General features: G+C 73.0%; 18 protein-coding genes. 5 read left to right on the top strand and 13 right to left on the bottom strand.

What is annotated here, in order from left to right:
• The first annotated feature begins 3 nt into the window (after positions 1-3).
• The 3 genes from OG514_RS28950 to OG514_RS28940 all read left to right on the top strand — a co-directional run bounded on the left by OG514_RS28950 (position 4) and on the right by OG514_RS28940 (position 2,394).
• On the top strand, positions 4-405 hold the full coding sequence (locus OG514_RS28950; protein WP_266899841.1) for a DUF5997 family protein: 402 nt from the start codon (positions 4-6) through the stop codon (positions 403-405).
• 192 nt (positions 406-597) lie between these two features.
• Positions 598-1,539 (top strand): universal stress protein, encoded by a 942-nt coding sequence (locus tag OG514_RS28945; protein WP_266899839.1) that lies wholly within the window; start codon positions 598-600, stop codon positions 1,537-1,539.
• Positions 1,540-1,893: 354 nt separating this feature from the next.
• Positions 1,894-2,394 carry an NUDIX hydrolase gene (locus OG514_RS28940; RefSeq protein WP_266899837.1) on the top strand — a complete coding sequence of 167 codons (501 nt, stop codon included), beginning with the start codon at positions 1,894-1,896 and terminating at the stop codon, positions 2,392-2,394.
• Positions 2,395-2,407: 13 nt separating this feature from the next.
• Here OG514_RS28940 and OG514_RS28935 read toward each other — a convergent pair whose 3' ends face one another.
• Complete coding sequence (locus tag OG514_RS28935) at positions 2,408-3,076, bottom strand: SUMF1/EgtB/PvdO family nonheme iron enzyme (RefSeq protein ID WP_266899835.1); 669 nt, start codon at positions 3,074-3,076, stop codon at positions 2,408-2,410.
• A gap of 118 nt (positions 3,077-3,194) precedes the next feature.
• Between OG514_RS28935 and OG514_RS28930 the strand changes: the two genes are divergently transcribed.
• A complete protein-coding gene (locus OG514_RS28930; RefSeq protein ID WP_266899833.1) occupies positions 3,195-3,995 on the top strand; it encodes a VOC family protein in 801 nt (266 codons plus the stop codon).
• 60 nt (positions 3,996-4,055) lie between these two features.
• Here OG514_RS28930 and OG514_RS28925 read toward each other — a convergent pair whose 3' ends face one another.
• The 12 genes from OG514_RS28925 to OG514_RS28870 all read right to left on the bottom strand — a co-directional run bounded on the left by OG514_RS28925 (position 4,056) and on the right by OG514_RS28870 (position 15,835).
• The gene (locus OG514_RS28925; protein ID WP_266899831.1) at positions 4,056-5,645 is read right to left on the bottom strand and encodes a hypothetical protein; all 1,590 of its coding nucleotides are present in this window, start codon (positions 5,643-5,645) and stop codon (positions 4,056-4,058) included.
• A 122-nt stretch (positions 5,646-5,767) separates the two neighbouring features.
• On the bottom strand, positions 5,768-5,962 hold the full coding sequence (locus tag OG514_RS28920; protein ID WP_266899829.1) for a hypothetical protein: 195 nt from the start codon (positions 5,960-5,962) through the stop codon (positions 5,768-5,770).
• A 118-nt stretch (positions 5,963-6,080) separates the two neighbouring features.
• Positions 6,081-6,707, bottom strand: a complete 627-nt coding sequence (locus OG514_RS28915) for a hypothetical protein (RefSeq protein ID WP_266899827.1) — start codon at positions 6,705-6,707, stop codon at positions 6,081-6,083.
• Positions 6,704-7,375 carry an ABC transporter ATP-binding protein gene (locus tag OG514_RS28910; RefSeq protein ID WP_266899825.1) on the bottom strand — a complete coding sequence of 224 codons (672 nt, stop codon included), beginning with the start codon at positions 7,373-7,375 and terminating at the stop codon, positions 6,704-6,706. The genes OG514_RS28915 and OG514_RS28910 overlap by 4 nt, the downstream gene beginning before the upstream one ends.
• Entirely contained in the window at positions 7,368-8,366 is a 999-nt protein-coding gene (locus OG514_RS28905; protein ID WP_266900998.1) for an ABC transporter ATP-binding protein, read from the bottom strand. The genes OG514_RS28910 and OG514_RS28905 overlap by 8 nt, the downstream gene beginning before the upstream one ends.
• Positions 8,367-8,377: 11 nt before the next feature.
• On the bottom strand, positions 8,378-9,214 hold the full coding sequence (locus OG514_RS28900; protein WP_266899823.1) for an ABC transporter permease: 837 nt from the start codon (positions 9,212-9,214) through the stop codon (positions 8,378-8,380).
• Positions 9,207-10,199: an ABC transporter permease gene (locus tag OG514_RS28895; RefSeq protein ID WP_266899821.1), complete on the bottom strand. Its 993-nt coding sequence runs from the start codon at positions 10,197-10,199 to the stop codon at positions 9,207-9,209. Before OG514_RS28895 ends, OG514_RS28900 begins: the two co-directional genes overlap by 8 nt.
• Entirely contained in the window at positions 10,196-11,812 is a 1,617-nt protein-coding gene (locus tag OG514_RS28890) for an ABC transporter substrate-binding protein (RefSeq protein ID WP_266899819.1), read from the bottom strand. The genes OG514_RS28895 and OG514_RS28890 overlap by 4 nt, the downstream gene beginning before the upstream one ends.
• Positions 11,813-11,923: 111 nt before the next feature.
• The gene (locus tag OG514_RS28885) at positions 11,924-13,030 is read right to left on the bottom strand and encodes an acyl-CoA dehydrogenase family protein (protein WP_266899817.1); all 1,107 of its coding nucleotides are present in this window, start codon (positions 13,028-13,030) and stop codon (positions 11,924-11,926) included.
• Complete coding sequence (locus OG514_RS28880; RefSeq protein WP_266899815.1) at positions 13,027-14,211, bottom strand: acyl-CoA dehydrogenase family protein; 1,185 nt, start codon at positions 14,209-14,211, stop codon at positions 13,027-13,029. Before OG514_RS28880 ends, OG514_RS28885 begins: the two co-directional genes overlap by 4 nt.
• The gene (locus OG514_RS28875; protein ID WP_266899813.1) at positions 14,208-15,176 is read right to left on the bottom strand and encodes an NADPH:quinone oxidoreductase family protein; all 969 of its coding nucleotides are present in this window, start codon (positions 15,174-15,176) and stop codon (positions 14,208-14,210) included. The genes OG514_RS28880 and OG514_RS28875 overlap by 4 nt, the downstream gene beginning before the upstream one ends.
• Positions 15,177-15,244: 68 nt before the next feature.
• Complete coding sequence (locus tag OG514_RS28870) at positions 15,245-15,835, bottom strand: helix-turn-helix domain-containing protein (protein WP_266899811.1); 591 nt, start codon at positions 15,833-15,835, stop codon at positions 15,245-15,247.
• Positions 15,836-15,902: 67 nt separating this feature from the next.
• On the opposite strand from OG514_RS28870, the gene OG514_RS28865 reads away from it, so the two are divergent.
• Positions 15,903-16,859, top strand: a complete 957-nt coding sequence (locus OG514_RS28865) for an NAD(P)/FAD-dependent oxidoreductase (RefSeq protein WP_266899809.1) — start codon at positions 15,903-15,905, stop codon at positions 16,857-16,859.
• The last annotated feature ends 72 nt before the right edge of the window (positions 16,860-16,931 follow it).

Genomic DNA, 16,931 nt, shown 5'->3' with positions numbered 1-16,931 from the left:
CTCATGACGTCGCACCAGAGCACCCAGACGATGAAGCCCGCCACCGCGGCGAAGAAGCTGGGTGTGTACCTCGAGGCCACCCCCGCAGAGTTCCAGGAGGGTGTCGTCTCGCGCACCGAGCTGAACGAACTCCAGGCCAACCCGCCCGAGTGGCTCCAGGAGCTCCGGAAGAACGGTCCGCACCCCCGCCCGGTGGTCGCGCAGCGGCTCGGGATCTCCATCGCCGGTCTCGCGCGCGGTGGCATCACCGACCCGCTCACCACGGAGCAGATCGAGGCGCTCCGGCAGGAGCTGCCGGAGTGGCTGCAGAAGGAGCGCGCCACGCAGGCGGAGGTCCGCAAGGAGACCGTCCGCATCAAGGAGCGCGACGCGGAGCGTGCCGCGCGCCGCGACCAGGGCGCCTGATCGCTTTCACCGCCGGACCGGTCCTGATGGTTTCGCCATCGGACCGGTCCGGTGTCGTTTCGCCGTCGATCCTGTGCCGATCACTTCCCGTGTCGCTCCCCTTTGTCGCCTCCCGTGTCGTTTGCCCACCGGGCCGATCGTGACCGGTCCTGACCGGTGTGGCGCGCGCCCGGGCGCGGGAGTCATTCCCTCATGAGTGACACGAACACCGCGTCCGAGCCGCCGGTCGTCGTCGGCGTGGACGGGTCCGAGCACAGTCTCCGGGCCCTGGAGTGGGCCGTGAGCGCCGCCGAGCGCCTGGGAGCGCCGCTGGTCGTGGCCCACGTACGCTCCGACGCCCTCCAGCTCGGCGCCGCCCGCATCGCCTCCCTGGGACCGTCGCCGGAGATTCCCGACTCGGTCGTGACGGCCGTGCGGACGGTGGTCGAGGAGCGCGGACACCGGATTCCCGCGCGGTACGAGTCCCTCGACGGATCGGTGACCGACGCTCTGCCGGCGGCGGCCCGGGGCGCACGGCTCCTGGTGACCGGTTCCCGCGGGCACGGCGGCTTCGCCAGTCTGCTGCTCGGCTCGACCAGCCGGACACTCGCCGCGACCTCGCCCTGTCCGCTCGTCGTCGTCCCGCACGAGGCGCGCGCGGCCGCCCTGGAGGGCGGGGCGGAGGCCGGCCGGGTGCTGCTCGGCCTGCACCCGGAGGAGACGCCGGACGAGGTGGTGACCTTCGCCTTCGAGGCGGCGCACCACCGGGGCGTGCCGCTGGAGGCCGTGACGGCGTTCCGGCTGCCTCCCCAGCCGACCAGCCTCGTCGTCGCCCCGGCCCCGGCGCTGCAAGTCCCTCCGCCGATGCCTCTCGCGGACACCGCGGAGGAATTCGTACGGGAGGCGGAGCGGGAGCAGGAGGCACGGCTGCGGCCGTTCGTCGCGCGCTGGCCGGGGGTCGAGCTCGTCCCGACGGTGGTGCCCGCGGACGCGGCGGGCCTGCTGGTGGAGGGCTCGCGGGATGCCGGTCTGCTGGTCGTGGGCCGTCACCACCGGCACCGCTTCGGCTCGCTGCTCATCGGTTCGGTCGCCCATGCGGTGCTGCACCACGCGCACTGCCCGGTCGCCGTGATTCCGCCTGTATCCCGGGACTGACGGAAGACCCGGGACTGACGGAAGACCTGGGACTGGCGGAAGACCTGGGACTGGCGGAAGACCCGGGCGTGCGAGCCGGCCCCGGGCATGACAGTCCCCGGCGGTCCTGGTCGGTTCGCGCGGTCGTCGGCCGTCGCCGACGGCTCCGTGCCCGACCGGCCCCGCCGGGGGCCTGGCCAGAGCCGATGCAAGGGTCACGCGGGCCTTCGGACGTCTCCGTCGGCGGGTGCGGCTCTCTCCGGTTGTCCGGTGTAAAGACGAGTTTCCTCCTTTTCCGGCCCGATTCAAGGGGGTATGGACATTTGTTACGCGGGGCTTTGTGGCGCGGGGAAGGCTGCTGGTAGAAGGGGAGTCATGACCACCGCCGAAGGGGCCGCCGCCGCCCAGCGCAATGTCCAGCCGCCGCCCGCCCAGGCCTCTCTCGGCGCGGGGGTCGTGGTGACCGACGAGGCCGGACGGGTGCTCCTCGGGCTGCATCGCTCCGGGGTGTGGGAGCTGCCCGGCGGGAAGGTGGAGCCCGGTGAGTCCGTGGAGGAAGCGGCGGTCCGCGAGCTGGCCGAGGAGACGACGCTCGTCGCGGACGCCGCCGACGTGGAGGTCATCGGGCTGATCCTGGACTCGGTCACCTCCGCCCGGATGACCCGGATGACCGCCGCCACGGCGGTACGGGGCTTCCGGGGCGTGCCCGCCGTGGCCGAGCCGGACAAGATCGAGCGCTGGGAGTGGACGGAGACCGACCGTCTGCCGGAGGCGCTGTTCCTGCCCTCCGCCCAGGTGCTGCGGATGTGGCGGCCGGAGCTGCCCCTGCCCGACGGTCCCTTCCACCGCTACACCCTGGGTCGGCTGTCGGGCTGACCCTGCGGGTCGCTCAGCCCGGGAGGGTGCGGGCGAGGCGGAAGCCCACGTCGTCGATGCGCAGGGTGGGGTGGCTGCGGCGGCGGACCGAGGCGCGGCAGCTCCAGTGCTCGTCGAACCAGCCGCCGCCGCGCAGCACCCGGTAGCTGCCGTAGACCTCCGCGTCGTACATGTCCCAGCACCACTCCCAGACGTTGCCCAGCATGTCGTGGAGGCCCCAGGCGTTGGGGCGGCGTCCGCCGGCCTCGTGGAGGCGCTCGCCGGAGTTGCCGCGATGCCAGGCGATCTCGTCGAGCGGACCGTAGCGCGCCTCCGTGGTGCCGGCGCGGCAGGCGTGTTCCCATTCGGCCTCGGTGGGCAGGCGGTACCCGTCGGCGGTCCTGTCCCACTCGGGCCCGTCCTGCGCGACGCGGTACGCCGGGCTCAGCCCCTCGCGGGCGGAGAGCGCGTTGCAGAAGCGGACCGCGTCCTGCCAGGACACCCCTTCCACGGGCAGCCGGTCGCCCCGTGCGGTGCTCGGCCGCTCCCCCGTGACCCGCTCGTACAGCTCCTGTGTGACCGGGACGGCGCTCAGGACGTACGGGCCGACGTCGACCGTCCAGCTGCGCTCGGTGCGCCGGTCCGACAGCGTGACCCGCCCCGCGGGTACCTCGATCATCGCGTTGTCCCCCTGTGTCCCCATGACCGGATGATCGCAGCATTCCCGACCGGTCACGACGTGTCACCGAGCGGGCCACGGCGAGCGTGGCTAGCGTGGCTCACAGGAACACGTCATCGAATCGGAAGTGGGAGTCACCGTCATGGCCGCACGACCTGAAGGCACGCCGGTCTGGACCGACGCGATGTTCACCGACGTCGAGGGCGCCAAGACGTTCTACGGCGACGTGCTCGGCTGGACCTTCGGCGAGTCCTCCTCGGAATACGGCAACTACACGCAGGCGTACAAGGGCGGCAAGGCGGTGGCGGCCGTCGTGCCACCGATGCCGGGGCAGGACGGCGAACCGCAGTCGGCCTGGTGTCTGTACTTCGCCTCGCCCGACGTCGCCGCCACGGCGGAGAAGATCCGGAGCGCGGGCGGCACCGTCGTCATGGAGCCGATGCAGGTCGGCGACTTCGGGTCGATGTGCATCGCGAAGGAACCGTCGGGTGCCGTCTTCGGCGTCTGGCAGGCGGGTCAGCACGAGGGCTTCGAGCTGGAGGGCGAGAGCGGCTCGTTCGCCTGGGCCGAGGTCTTCACCCGGGAGCCGGCGAAGGCGGACAAGTTCTTCACCGACGTCTTCGGCTACGGCTCGAAGAAGATGAAGGACGAGCACATGGACTACCGGGTCTTCGACCTCGGTGGTCCCCAGCCGGTGCTCGGGCGGATGGTGATGACGGCGGAGGACTTCCCGCCGGAGATCCCGTCGTACATCCAGCTGTACTTCGCCGTCGACAACTGCGACAAGGCCGTCGAGGCGGCCGAACGCCTCAACGGACGGAAGGTGTTCGGGCCGATGGACAGCCCGTTCGGCCGCTTCGCGGCGATCCTGGACCCGCAGGGTGCCGCCTTCGCCGTGATCGACCTGAAGACGACCGTCGGCGAGATGCCCGAGATGGAGTGAGTGGTACGGGTGACCGCCCCGGGACGGGTGTCCCGGGGCGGTTCCGTGTGTCCGGGCGGGTCAGGCGGTGTCGCGGACGGCGACGATGCCGTTGAAGACGCCGACGTACGCGGTGCCGTCGGGGCCGAGGGTGATCGGGGCCCAGTTGTTGTCGTAGGCGAGGCCGGTGCCGGTGAAGCGGCTGAAGGCCCGCTTGCCGGTGCGGAAGTCGACGGCCGTGAGGTACCAGGCGTCGATGCCCCAGGCGTTGGGGCGCTTCTCGTAGAAGTAGAGCAGCCCGTTGGCGGTGGAGAGCTTCGGGACGGTCGAGGGCGAACGGACGTCGCTCTCCCACACGGTGTCGCAGCCGCTGCCGTCGGCACGGACGTCGATCCGGGTGGCGCCGCCGACCACGCTCCGGCCGAGGCTGAGCGTACTCGGGTTCTCGTAGCCGTAGTTGTTCTCGACGACGAGGCTGTTGCCCCAGCTGATCAGGGAGTTGTCGGTCGTCGACGCCCCCGCCCCGAAGACCGGCACCTTGCAGACGAGGCGCTCGGACGCGGGGACGTCGGCGCCCCGGCGGTAGACGAGTACGTTCATGCGGTCGTCGGCGTTGTCGGTGATGGCCACGTACTCGTCGCGGGTGCCGAACAGGTCGGGGGTGGTGCCCGAACCCTGGTTCACCGAACCGGGCTTGGTGCCGGTCCCCCGGTCGTACGTCTCGCGCCAGCGCACGCGCGGGACGCCGTCCGCGTCAGCCTCGAAGCCGTACAGGGCGTGGTCGGTGACGAGGGAGACGCCGTCCTCCGCGACGGAGAAGGAGTTCTGGATCTCCTCCCCTTCGAGGCGGATCGCGCGCAGCGCGCCCGTGGCGGGGTCGACGGTGCCGACGCGGCCGAGGCGGGTGACCCACCAGACGCGGCCGTCCCAGTCCGGCATGACGGAGGTGACGGGATCGCAGACGCCGCTGGGGAAGAGGTTGGTCCAGGTGACGCAGTCGTGGGGAACGAGGGAGGTGAGGTCCCAGTCGTTCTCGACGACGAACTCCCAGGCTCCGTCGGCCTTCTGACGGTGCGCGATGCGCTGGATGTGCTGCCGGGAGTCGGCGAGGACGACCCGGTCCTGATGGTCGAGGTAGAAGTAGGCACCGCCCGAGGTGTCCTTGAAGATCTTCTCGAAGTCGAGGCGGGTGATGGCCTCGACGGTGGAGGACCGCTGCGGCAGCTTGTACTCGGCGAGGGTGTCCAGGGTGCGCGGGTCGAGCAGCTTCAGCAGGAAGCCGTTGAAGGTGCCGCACACGGTGACAAGCCGGCCGCCGGAGTCGAAGGTGACGGTGGCGCACTCGCCGCCGACGGGAGCGATCTTCTCGCTGTCGACGCGCGGCGCGCGACCGAGCGGCCCGGGGTAGGGGTGGGTGCCGCTGCCCGCACCGTCGGCGTGCATACCGCTGCGCCCGTTGGGGGCGAGGTACGGGTGCTGGGCGGTGCCCTTGCCGGGCACGGGCCGTGCGGTGGCGGGGGCGCCCTCGTAGTGCTCCACGAGGCGGTGACCGAGGCCGAGGGGGATCTCCTCGGCCCGGGCGACGGGGGCTGCGCCCACCAGGACGGTGACGGCGAGCGCGATGAGCGCGAGCGCGCGGCCTCGCCCTCGGGGCGGGTGATGCGTGGTCAAGGCGGCTCCTCGGGGTCCGTGCGTCAGTCGCGCCGGCGGCCGACGCTAGGCCCGAGTGCATGAGATGTACATGGAACCGCCCCTCGTTTCACGGGCAGTTCACAGCGCAGTAACGATCATGCTCACGGTCTGAGGCTGGAGACCACGTTGGCGGTCGCGGCGACGCCGTTGTGGATGGTGGGTGCCATGCTCGTGCCGGCGAGGAAGAAGCCGAGCAGGGCGCAGACGAGGGCATGGGTGACCTTGAGCCCGCCGCTCCGCAGGAAGATCACGGCCAGGACCAGCAGCAGCACCACGACAGAAATGGAAACGGCCATCGCTCTCACGTCCTCCTTGCGCCGCACCGGAATTGCGGCGTTCGGCGGACAGTGTGGCGGAATGCGCGGTCCGTCCGGGCGAATGGCGGGGCGGCCATACGGGTGAGATTCGGTCGCTTCAGATCCCGAGGGCCTCGGCGATGCCCGGTCGGCGGACCGCGTCGAGCTCCGGATCGGCGATCAGTGCCGCGATCAGAGCGGCGTCACCGAAGATCTCGGTCGCGCTGAGATCCCAGTCGGTGAGGACGAGCCATCGGCCGTCGGCGGCCCACCAGGTGGCGGGAAAGCGGAAGTCGGGCATGGCGTCGTGGTGGGCGAGCGCGTCGCCGAGCCGGCCGCGCCGGGCGACGAGCGGTTCGCCGGGCAGCGTGGCGACGGGCGCCTGGGCGGCTCCGCAGGAGGTGTCCGGCCCCTTGGGGCTGTGCCGGATCAGGTGCTCCACGAGCCGGGCCAGGGACATCCGGTCCAGCTCCGCCGGATCGGGCCCTTCGAGCTCCTCGGCCCCCGCCACGCCTTCGAACACCAGGTACGAGAGGGTGCCCGGCCAGTCGGCGAGCCGTCGGCCCTCCCGGGACAGCACCTCGTCCCAGCGGAGCCGTACAGGACCGTCGTGGATGGCGTGGAGGAGCCAGCAGCGGTCCTCGTAACCGCCCCGGGGCTCGTACCCGCAGTCGGCGGCGGTGAGCGCGGCGCGCAGTCCGTCGAGGGGGTCGTCCTCGGCGGCGCGGGTCCACGGTGCGGTCATGGGCGCTCCTCGGCGGGCAGGCAGTCCTTCCACTCCACCGTACGGTCGCACCAGCGGTGCAGCAGCACGCGGTCGTGGCCCACGGCGAGGAGGCCCGCGCCGGTCTCCTCGCGGTAGGTCTCGACGGCGGCGACCAGGGCCGCCGTGGTGGAGGCGTCGAGCATCGCGGTCATCTCGTCGCAGATCAGCCAGCGGGGGCGCAGGGCCAGGGCGCGTCCCAGGCAGGCGCGTTGGAGCTGACCGTCGCTGACCTCGTGCGGGCGGCGGCCGAGCAGGTCGGGGGTGAGGCCGACGGCCGGGGCGAGTTCGGCGAGGCGGTCGTGCGCCTCGGCGCGGCGGCCGGTGGCGCGGAGGGGTTCGACGAGGAGGTCGGCGAGGGTGAGCCGGGGGTCGGCGGCCATCCGCGGCTGCTGGAACACGACGCCGACGGCGGTGCGGAGTTCGCGCGGGGCGCGGTGGCGCCAGGCCCGGACCTCGGTGCCGTCGAGGACGAGGCGGCCCGCGTCGGGGCGGTGGAGGAGGGCGGCGACCCGGGCGAGGGTGGACTTGCCGCAGCCGCTGGGGCCGAGGAGTCCGACGGACTCGCCGGGGGCGACGGTGAGCGAGGCGCCCCGGAAGACGGGGTTGCGGCGGTCGTATCCGGCGGTGACGGCGTCGAGTTCAAGCACGGGGGTGCTCCGGGTGGTGGCAGGCGAGTCCGGCAGTGAACGCGGGGCGGTCGGCGCAGAGTTCGGTGGCGCGGGGGCAGCGCGGGGCGAAGGCGCAGCCCTCCGGCAGGGCCGAGAGTTCCGGCGGCATGCCGGGGATCGGGGTGAACGCCCGGTCGGGCAGGGCGTTCAGGAGACCTCGGGCGTAGGGGTGGCGGGGTCCCGTGGGCCCGAAGAAGCGCTGGGCGGGGGTGATTTCGACGATGCGGCCCGCGTACATGACGGCGACGCGGTCGGCGATGCGTGCGGCGGCGGCCAGGTCGTGGGTGATGAGGAGCAGGGCGCGGCCGTCGTCGGCGTGGCGGCGCAGTTCGTCGGCGGTGCGGTCGACGAGGTCGCGGTCGAGGCCGGTGGTCGGCTCGTCGGCGAGCAGCAGGCGGGCGTCGCCGATGAGGGCGAGGGCGGTCGCGGCGCGCTGGGCGAGTCCACCCGAGAGTTCGTGCGGGTAGCGGTCGAGGTGGCCGGCCGGGAAGGCGGCGCGCGCTGCGGCGTCCTCGGCGGCCTTGCGGCGGGCGCGGCGGCCGGCTCCGGTGAGCGCCCGGACGGTCTCCTCCAGCTGGGACCGCACGGTGCGGACGGGGGTGAGGTGGGCGGCGGGGCTCTGCGGGACGAGGCCGACGCGGCGGCCCCGTACGGAGCGGGCGAGGGTCTTCTCGTCGGCGGCGAGCAGGTCGGTCGCCTGCCCGCCGTCGGGGCCGGCGAGCAGGGCCGTACCCGAGGTCTCGGCGTTGGCGGGGAGCAGACCGAGGAGGGCGGAGGCGAGGACGGACTTGCCGCAGCCGCTCTCGCCGACGAGGGCGAGGCACTCCCCCGCGCCGAGGTCGAAGTCGGCGTCGCTGACGGCGGCGACGGTCCGCCCGCCGCGCAGCCGGAAGCGGACGGTGAGGCCGCGGACGCTGAGGACGGCGTCGTCGGCCCGCTCGGCGGAGACGGCCTCAAGGGCGCGGAGCACGTTCTCGGCGGTCACAGCATGAGCTCCGATCGGCGGCGCGGGTTGAGCCGGTCGCGCCAGACACCGGCCAGGCCGGCGATGGCGAGGGTCGGCACGATGAGGAGGAGGCCGGGGAAGAGGGTGGGCCAGCCGTGTCCGGCGAGGAGCGAGGAGCGCGCGTTCTGCACGAGGTTGCCGAGGCTCGCCTGGTGGCTGGGTAGGCCGAGGCCGAGGAAGGAGAGCGCGGACTCGTGCCACATGGCGTGCGGGATCATCAGGACGGCGGCCAGGCCCGCCTGCGGCAGCACGGCGGGGAGCAGGTGGCGGACGGCGACGCGCCACCGGGTGGCGCCGCCGGAGACGGCGGCGTCGACGAACGGCCGGGTGCGCAGGGAGAGGACTTCGGAGCGCACGATGCGGGCGGTGGAGAGCCAGTGGGTGACGGCGACGGAGGCGATCACGGGCCAGACACCGGGTCGGAAGAGGGCGACGACGAAGATGCCGAGCAGCAGGTGCGGTACGGAGGAGAAGGCGTCGACGAGCCGCATGAGGGTGCGGTCGGCCCAGCCGCCGAGGGCTCCGGCGGCCGCTCCGACCGCGGTGCCGACGACGGTGGCGACGAGCGCGGCGACGAGTCCGACGAGGAGCGAGATCCGCAGGCCGTAGACGCACCGCAGGAGGAGGTCGCGGCCGAGGTCGTCGGTGCCGAAGGGGTGGTCCCAGGACGGCGGGAGGAGCTTGGCGGAGAGGTCGACGGCCTCTTCGTCGAGCTGGACGAGCGGGGGCACGAGGAGGACGGCGAGGAGGGCGACGCCGACGACGAGGGCGGAGCTCCAGAGCCGCAGGCGGTGGGTGCGCGGGTCAGCCATCGAAGCCCACCCTCGGGTCGGCCAGTCCGTAGAGGAGGTCGGAGAGCAGGTTGCCGAGGAGGACGGCGGCGGTGGCGAGGACCGTCAGGGCGGCGAGCAGCGGGAAGTCCACGGAGGTGGCGGCCTGGACGGTGGCGGCGGCGATGCCGGGCCAGCTGAAGACGGTCTCGACGAGCAGGGCGCCGGTGATCAGCTCGGGCACGCGGGAGCCGATGAGGGTGAGCATGGGCAGCATTCCGGAGCGGAGGGCGTGGCCGGTGAGGACGGTGCGTTCGCGCAGGCCGCGGGCGCGGGCGCCGCGCACGGGGTCCTCGTCGAGGGCGTCGCCGACGCCCTGGCGGACGTACAGGAAGAACCAGGGCAGCTGGGAGACGCCGAGGACGAGCGCGGGCAGCACGAGGTGGCGGGCGACCTGGTCGGCGGTGACGGTGTCGCTGGCGGTGTCGGTGAGTCCGCCGGCGGGCAGGGCGCCGAGCTTCAGGGCGAAGAACCAGATGGCGAGGAGGCCGAGCCAGAAGGCGGGGGCGGCTTCCAGGGTGTACGCGACGGAGCTGACGGCCCGGTCGATCAGGCCGCCCCGGCGGCGCCCGGCGAGCACGCCGAGGAGGGTCCCGAGGGCGATCGCGATCAGGAAGGCGGTGACGGCGAGGAGGACGGACCAGCCGAGGCGTTCGCCGATGACCTCGGCGACGGGCCGGCGCATGACGGCGGAGTCGCCGAGGTCGCCGGTGAGGGCGGAGGTGAGCCACTCCCACCAGCGGGTGAGGAGGGGCCGGTCGACGCCGAGGTTGGCGCGGAGCTGGTCGAGGTTCTCCTGCGAGGCGCTGAGTCCGGCGGTGCCGGCGTAGGCCTTGACGGGGTCGAAGGGGGAGGCTTCGGCGACGGCGAACACCGCGAAGGTGACGGCGAGGAGGACCGGGACGGCGGCCAGGGCGCGCCGTCCCGTCATCCGCGCCATGGCCCCCCAGGGGAGGCGGCGCTTCACTTCTTCGCCGCTCCGGCCTTCTTGGGCGTCCAGGCCTCGACGTTCCACCAGGGGCCGGAGGCGAGGCCGTGGTCGTGCGGCTCGGTCTGGGTGCTCGGCCCGTCCCAGGCGTCGTCGACGACGTAGAGGTGGTCGATGTGGGTGAGGAAGGTGTAGCCGGGGTTCTTCACCAGTTCACGCTGGACGGTGTCGTACGCGGCGCGGCGCTCGGTCAGGTCGTTCGTGCGGCGGCCGTCGTCCAGGGCGCGGTCGACGGTCTTGTTGTCGTACCAGGCCATGTTGTTGAAGCCGTCGCCTGCGAGGCCCGACTTCAGGAGCAGGTACTGGTCGAAGTCGGGGTCGCCGGGCGCGCCGCCGCCCGCGAGGACGGCGTCGGTCTTCATCCGCGGCTCGATGACCTCCCACGTGCCGGCCTGGGCGGTGATGTCGATGCCGGCCTTCTTGGCGTCGGAGACGTACGCGAGGGCGTGGTCCTGGCGGAGCTTGTCGCCGGAGAGGTACCAGAGCGGGAAGGCGGCGCGGACGCCGTTCTTGACGCGGATGCCGTCGGGGCCGGGCTTCCAGCCCGCCTCGTCGAGGATCTTCTGGGCGCCGGCGAGGTCGTGGCGGCGCTCCGTGCCCTTGGCGAACCAGGGGCTGTCGGTGGGGACGGGCCCGTAGGCGGGCTTTCCGGCCCCTTCGAGGATCTTGTCGACCATGGCCTGCCGGTCGACGCCGAGGTCGAGGGCGCGGCGGACGGCGGTGTCGCCGGCGACCTGGTTGTGGGTGGGGAGGGTGACCGTGCGGTAGTCGTACGTCTTCGCCGTCCAGGTCTTCTTCGCCTTGTCGCCCTTGAATCCGGCGGCGAGGTTCGGCGGCAGGACGGCTCCGTCGAGGTCGCCGGCGCGGAGCCGGGTGGCGCGGACGTCGTCGTCCTTGATGATCGCCATGGTGAACTTCTTCACCGCGGGCGCGCCGTTCCAGTAGGCCGGGTTGGCCTTGAAGGTGAGCTTCTCGCCCTTGGACCAGCCGGTGAGGACGTACGGCCCGGTGCCGATCGGCTTGGTGGTGAAGGCGCCGGTGTTGACGTCCTGCTTCGCCGCGACGTGCTCGGGGGCGATGGCGTGGACGGTGCGCTCGGCGAAGGGCGCGTAGGGGTACTTCAGCCGGAAGACGACGGTGTCGTCGCCGATCGCCTCGACGCTCTTGAGGGCGTCGAGTTCGGTGCGGGAGGCGTTGTTCGTCTTCGGGTCGAGGATCGTCCGGTAGGTGAAGACGACGTCCTTCGCCGTGAAGGGGACACCGTCGCTGAAGGTGACCCCGTCGCGGAGGGTGTACGTGTAGGTGAGCCCGCCGTCCCCGATGCGGGGCAGCGCGGTGGCGAGCGCCGGCTTGAGCTTCATGTCGGCGTCGAAGGCGAGCAGCCCGTCGAAGATCTTGGAGTTGCCGTCCTTGCCGTAGCCGAGGAGGGGGCTGAGCGTCTCGGGCTCGTAGGCGATGCCGACGACCGCGGAATCCTTGGGTCCGCCGGAGCCGTCGGCCGTGGAGCCGGGGTTCGAGCAGGCCGCCGCGGTGAGGGCCAGGGCCCCCGCGAGCGTCGCGGCGGCCGTGCCGCGGAGGAATCGGGCGGTCATCGTGTCCACACCCCTTTTTGGAGATCAACTGTTATTGCGAACAGCTCGCAATTAAACAGTATGTAAAGGGGTGTGGGCACAGGGGCCCCTTACAAGGGGACGCCGGGCCGACTACGCGGGAGGCTCCAGGCCGACCAGGGCGGCGATCGCGTCCTGGTGCCGGCCCGCCGAACCCAGGGCGATCTGGTCGGACTTGGCCCGCTTGAGCGCCAGGTGCGCGGGGTGCTCCCAGGTCATCCCGATGCCGCCGTGCAGCTGGACGCACTCCTCGGCGGCCCGGACGGCGACCTTGGAGCAGTACGCCTGCGCGACGGCCACGGTCAGCGGGGCGTCCGCACTGTCGGTGGCGAGGGCGTCGGCCGCGGCGCGGGCCGCCGCCCTGGCCCCGACGAGGTCCAGCCAGAGCTGGGCCATGCGGTGCTTGAGAGCCTGGAAGGAGCCGACCGGCCGGTTGAACTGATGGCGCTCGCGGGTGTACCGGACGGTCTCCTCCAGGCACCACTCGGCGAGACCGAGCTGCTCGGAGGCGAGGAGTCCGGCCCCCGCGAGGAGTCCGCGCCGGACCGCCGTACGGGCCGCGTCGGGGCCCGCGAGCCGAGTGCCGCTCCCGCCCTCGGTGGTGACCCGGGCGAGCGGGCGGGTGAGGTCGAGCGGGGTCTGCGGCTCGACGGTCGCCTCCTTGGCGGGTACGGCGTACAGACCGTCGGCGCGGGGGACGAGGAACACGTCGGCCGCGGCGGCGTCGGGGACACCGGCGACCGATTCGGCGAGCGGGAACTCCGCTCCGGGCGCGGTCGACAGCGGCACGGCGAGGACCGCGACCGTGCGGCCGCCCGCGAGTTCGGCGAGCAGCCCCGCCGCCGCCTCGCCCTCCCCCGCCAGAGCCAGCAGGGTCTCGGTGGCCACCACCGCACTCGTGAGGTACGGCAGCGGGATCACCGCGCGGCCCAGCTCCTCCAGGACGACGGCGGCCTCCCGGTGGCTCGCGCCCTGGCCGCCGAGCTTCTCGGGGACGAGGAGTCCGGCGGCGCCGATGTCGCCCGCGAGGGACTTCCACAGGCCGGGGACGTACGGGCTGCCCGTCTCGATCCGGCCGAGGAGGGTCTGGTGGTCGGCCCGGTCGGCGAGCAGGGCGCGGACCGCGGCCCGCAGGTCGTCCTCGGTCTCGGAGTAGAGGAGGTCGAGCGGCTGTTCCGTCAGTTCTGACGATTCCGTCATCGGGCGAGGTCCTTCCAGGCGACGTCCTTGTCGTTACGGGGCTCCGGAGGCAGGCCCAGGACCCGCTCGGCGACGATGTTGAGCAGCACCTCGCTGGTGCCGCCCTCGATCGAGTTGCCCTTGGACCGCAGATAGCGGTAGCCGGCGTCGCGGCCGGTGAAGTCGACGAGTTCGGGGCGGCGCATCTCCCATTCCCCGTACAACAGGCCCTCGTCGCCGAGGAGTTCGACCTCCAGGCCGCTGATGACCTGATTGAGGCGGGCGAAGGCGAGTTTCATGGCGCTGCCCTCGGGGCCGGGGCGGCCCGCGACGAGCTGCTGACGGAGCCGTTCACCGGCGAGCCTGGCGACCTCGGCGTCGACCCAGTGGTCGAGGAGGCGCCGGTGCAGCTCGTGGGTGCGCAGCTCGGGGCGCTCGCGCCAGGTCGTGGCGACCTTCCCGATCATGCCGCCCTCGCGGGGGATACGGGCTCCGCCGATGGAGACGCGCTCGTTCATGAGGGTGGTCTGGGCGACCCGCCAGCCGTCGCCGACCTCTCCGAGGCGGTGGGCGTCGGGGATGCGGACGCCGGTGAGGAAGACCTCGTTGAACTCGGCCTCGCCGGTGATCTGGCGCAGCGGCCGGACCTCCACACCGGGGTCGGTCATGTCGCAGACGAAGTAGGTGATGCCCCGGTGCTTGGGCGCGTCCGGGTCGGTGCGGGCGATGAGGATGGCCCAGCGGGCCGTGTGCGCGCTGGAGGTCCATACCTTCTGCCCGTCCACCACCCAGTCTCCCCCGTCGTCCCGGACGGCCCGGGTGGCGAGGGCGGCCAGGTCGGATCCGGCCCCGGGCTCGCTGAAGAGCTGGCACCAGACCTCCTCGCCGACCCACAGCGGGCGGAGGAAGCGCCGCTTGACCTCGTCGGTGCCGTGGGCGAGGACGGTGGGGGCCGCCATGCCCAGGCCGATGCCGATCTTGCGCGGGTCGTTGTCGGGGGCGCCCGCGGCGGCGAGTTCGGCGTCGACGACGGCCTGGAGCGCGCGGGGCGCGTCGAGTCCGCCGAGGCCGACCGGGTAGTGCACCCAGGCGAGTCCGGCGTCGAAGCGGGCGCGCAGGAAGTCGGTGCGGTCGGTGGTGGCGGGCGGGTGCTCTTCGAGCAGCTTCCGGGTGAGTACGCGCAGTTCCTCGGCGTCGGTCATGCGTGGGCTCCTTCCGGGAGGACGACCAGGCGGCCGGTGGTGGTGCCGTCGGCGACCCGCTGGACGGCGTCGGCCGCGCCCGCGAAGGGGACGCGTTCGCCGATGAGGGGCTTGATGAGGCCCTTGGCCGCGTAGGCCGTGAGGGTCTCGTGGCAGCGGCCGATGGACGCCGGGTCCTTCGCCGCGTACAGGCCCCAGTGGAGGCCGAGGATCGAATAGTTCTTCACCAGGGCGTGGTTGAGGGCGGGCGTCGGGACGGTGCCGCTCGCGAAGCCGACGACGACGATCCGTCCCTCGAACGCGACGCACTTCGCGGACTGCTGGTAGGCGTCGCCGCCCACCGGGTCGTAGATGACGTCGGCGCCGCGGCCGCCGGTCGCCGCCTTGACGGCGGCGACGACGTCCTCGGAGCGCCGGTCGATCACGACGTCGCAGCCGAGGGCGCGGGCGACGGCGGCCTTCTCGGGTCCGCCGACGACGCCGATGACGGTGGCGCCGGCCGCTTTGCCGAGCTGGACGGCGGCGCTGCCGACGCCGCCGGCGGCCGCGTGGACCAGGAGGGTCTCGCCCTCCTGGAGGGCGGCACGGCGGTGCAGGCCGAACCAGCCGGTCTGGTAGCCGATGTGGAGCGCGGCGGCCTCGGCGTCGTCGAGCGACTCGGGGGCCGGGAGCAGCCCGGCGGCGTCGGCGAGGACGTGGTCCGCGAAACCGCCGTGCGGAAGGGCGGCGGTGGTGATGACCCTGCGGCCGTCCTCGGTCTCGGCGCAGACCTCCACGCCGGGGGTGAAGGGCAGCGGGGGGCGGATCTGGTAGTGGCCGCGGCAGAGCAGCGCGTCGGGGAAGTTGACGTTGGCCGCGCGCACCTTGAGGAGGACCTGGCCGTCGCCGGGTGTGGGCGGTGCCACCTCCTCGCGGCGCATCACCGCGCGCGGTTCCCCGTTCTCGTACACACGCCATGCCTGCATCCGGAAGCCTCCTCCGTACCGAGCGGTCGGTCGCATACTAAGCGGTCGCTTGATGCGAGGGGAACCACTCAGTCGGACTTCTTCGGGCGGGCCCTGACGTGCATCCGCTCCCCCTGCGGTCCGTACAGGCTCAGGAACTCCACCGGGCCTTCGGGCGTCGGCCCGAACCAGTGCGGGACGCGCGTGTCGAACTCGGCCGCCTCTCCCGCACCGAGGACGACATCGTGCTCGCCGAGGACCAGCCGGAGCTTGCCCGAGAGCACGTACAACCACTCGTAGCCCTCGTGGACGCGCGGCTCCGGCTCCTCCTCCTGCGGCTTCTCCTGGATGACCTTGTAGGCCTGGAGGCCGCCGGGCTGCCGGGTCAGCGGGAACATCGTGCGGCCGTGCCGGACGATGGGCTTCGCCCGGATCCTGGGGTCGCCCGTCGCCGGGGCGCCGACCAGCTCGTCGAGCGCGACCTGATGGGCGCGGGCGAGCGGCAGGAGCAGTTCGAGGCTGGGCCTGCGCTGCCCGGACTCCAGCCGGGAGAGGGTGCTCACGGAGATGCCGGTGTCGGCGGAGAGCTCGGCCAGGGTCACCCCGCGGTCGCGGCGGACCCGGCGGAGCCGGGGGCCCACCTCGTTCAGCACGGCGTCGATGCGATCGTCTTCGGTCATGGGTCCAGTGTTGCAGAAACAGCAACTTCACTTGCCGGTCGCACCCGATCCGGGTGACCCTCGCCGCATGAACGCACACCTGGAGAACACGTACGAGGCAGTGGTGGTCGGCGGGGGCGCGGCGGGGCTCAGCGCCGCCCTGATCCTGGGCCGGTCGCGGCGCCGGACCCTGGTCGTCGACGCCGGCGCACCGCGCAACGCCCCCACCGCGCACATGCAGGGCGTCCTGTCCCGGGACGGCATCAGCCCGGCCGACTACCTGGCCGCCGGGCGGGCCGAGATCGCCGGGTACGGGGTCGAGCTGCGGGCCGGTGAGGTGACGGGCGCGGCGCCGGACGGGGACGGCGGATTCGTCCTGACGCTGGCGGACGGCGGCACGGTCGGCGCGCGGCGGCTCGTCGTCACCACCGGGCTCGTCGACGAGCTGCCCCTGATCGACGGGCTCGCCGAGCGGTGGGGGCGGGACGTGCTGCACTGCCCGTACTGCCACGGCTGGGAGGTCCGCGACGAGGCCTTCGGGGTCATCGCGCACCCGACGATGCCCGCGCACCAGGCACTGATGGTCGCGCACTGGTCGAAGGACGTGACCTTGTTCCTGCACACCTCCGCCGAGCCGTCGGAGCACGAGGCGGCCCTCCTCGACGCGGCGGGAGTCCGTGTCGAGCGGGGTGAGGTGGTGGGCCTCGCGGTGGAGGACGACCGGCTGACCGGGGTGCGGCTCGCCGACGGCCGGACCGTGGACCGCTCGGTGGTCTTCGCCGCGGCGTCGCGCCTCGCGGCCCGGGACGGGGTGCTGCGGCAGCTCGGGGCGGAGCTGCGCGCGACCCCGTTCGGGGAGTTCGTGGTCGTCGACGAGGTGGGCCGGACGAGCGTGCCGGGCGTGTGGGCGGCCGGGAACGTGACGGGTCCGCAGGAACAGGTGGTCAACGCGGTGAGCCGGGGATACCGGGCGGGTGCCGCGCTCAACGGCGAGCTGGTCTTCGGCGCCCTTGAGGAGAAGGTGGCCGGTCGGCCGGTCGGATGAACCCGGGTGGCTGGGGCTGCGCCGCGCCGACCGAGGGGCGAGGATCGGTCATGGTGACCGGAAACGGAACAC

The sequence above is a fragment of the Streptomyces sp. NBC_00572 genome, from assembly GCF_026341815.1.
Lineage (GTDB): Bacteria > Actinomycetota > Actinomycetes > Streptomycetales > Streptomycetaceae > Streptomyces.
This window is presented reverse-complemented; position numbering and strand designations above follow the sequence as displayed.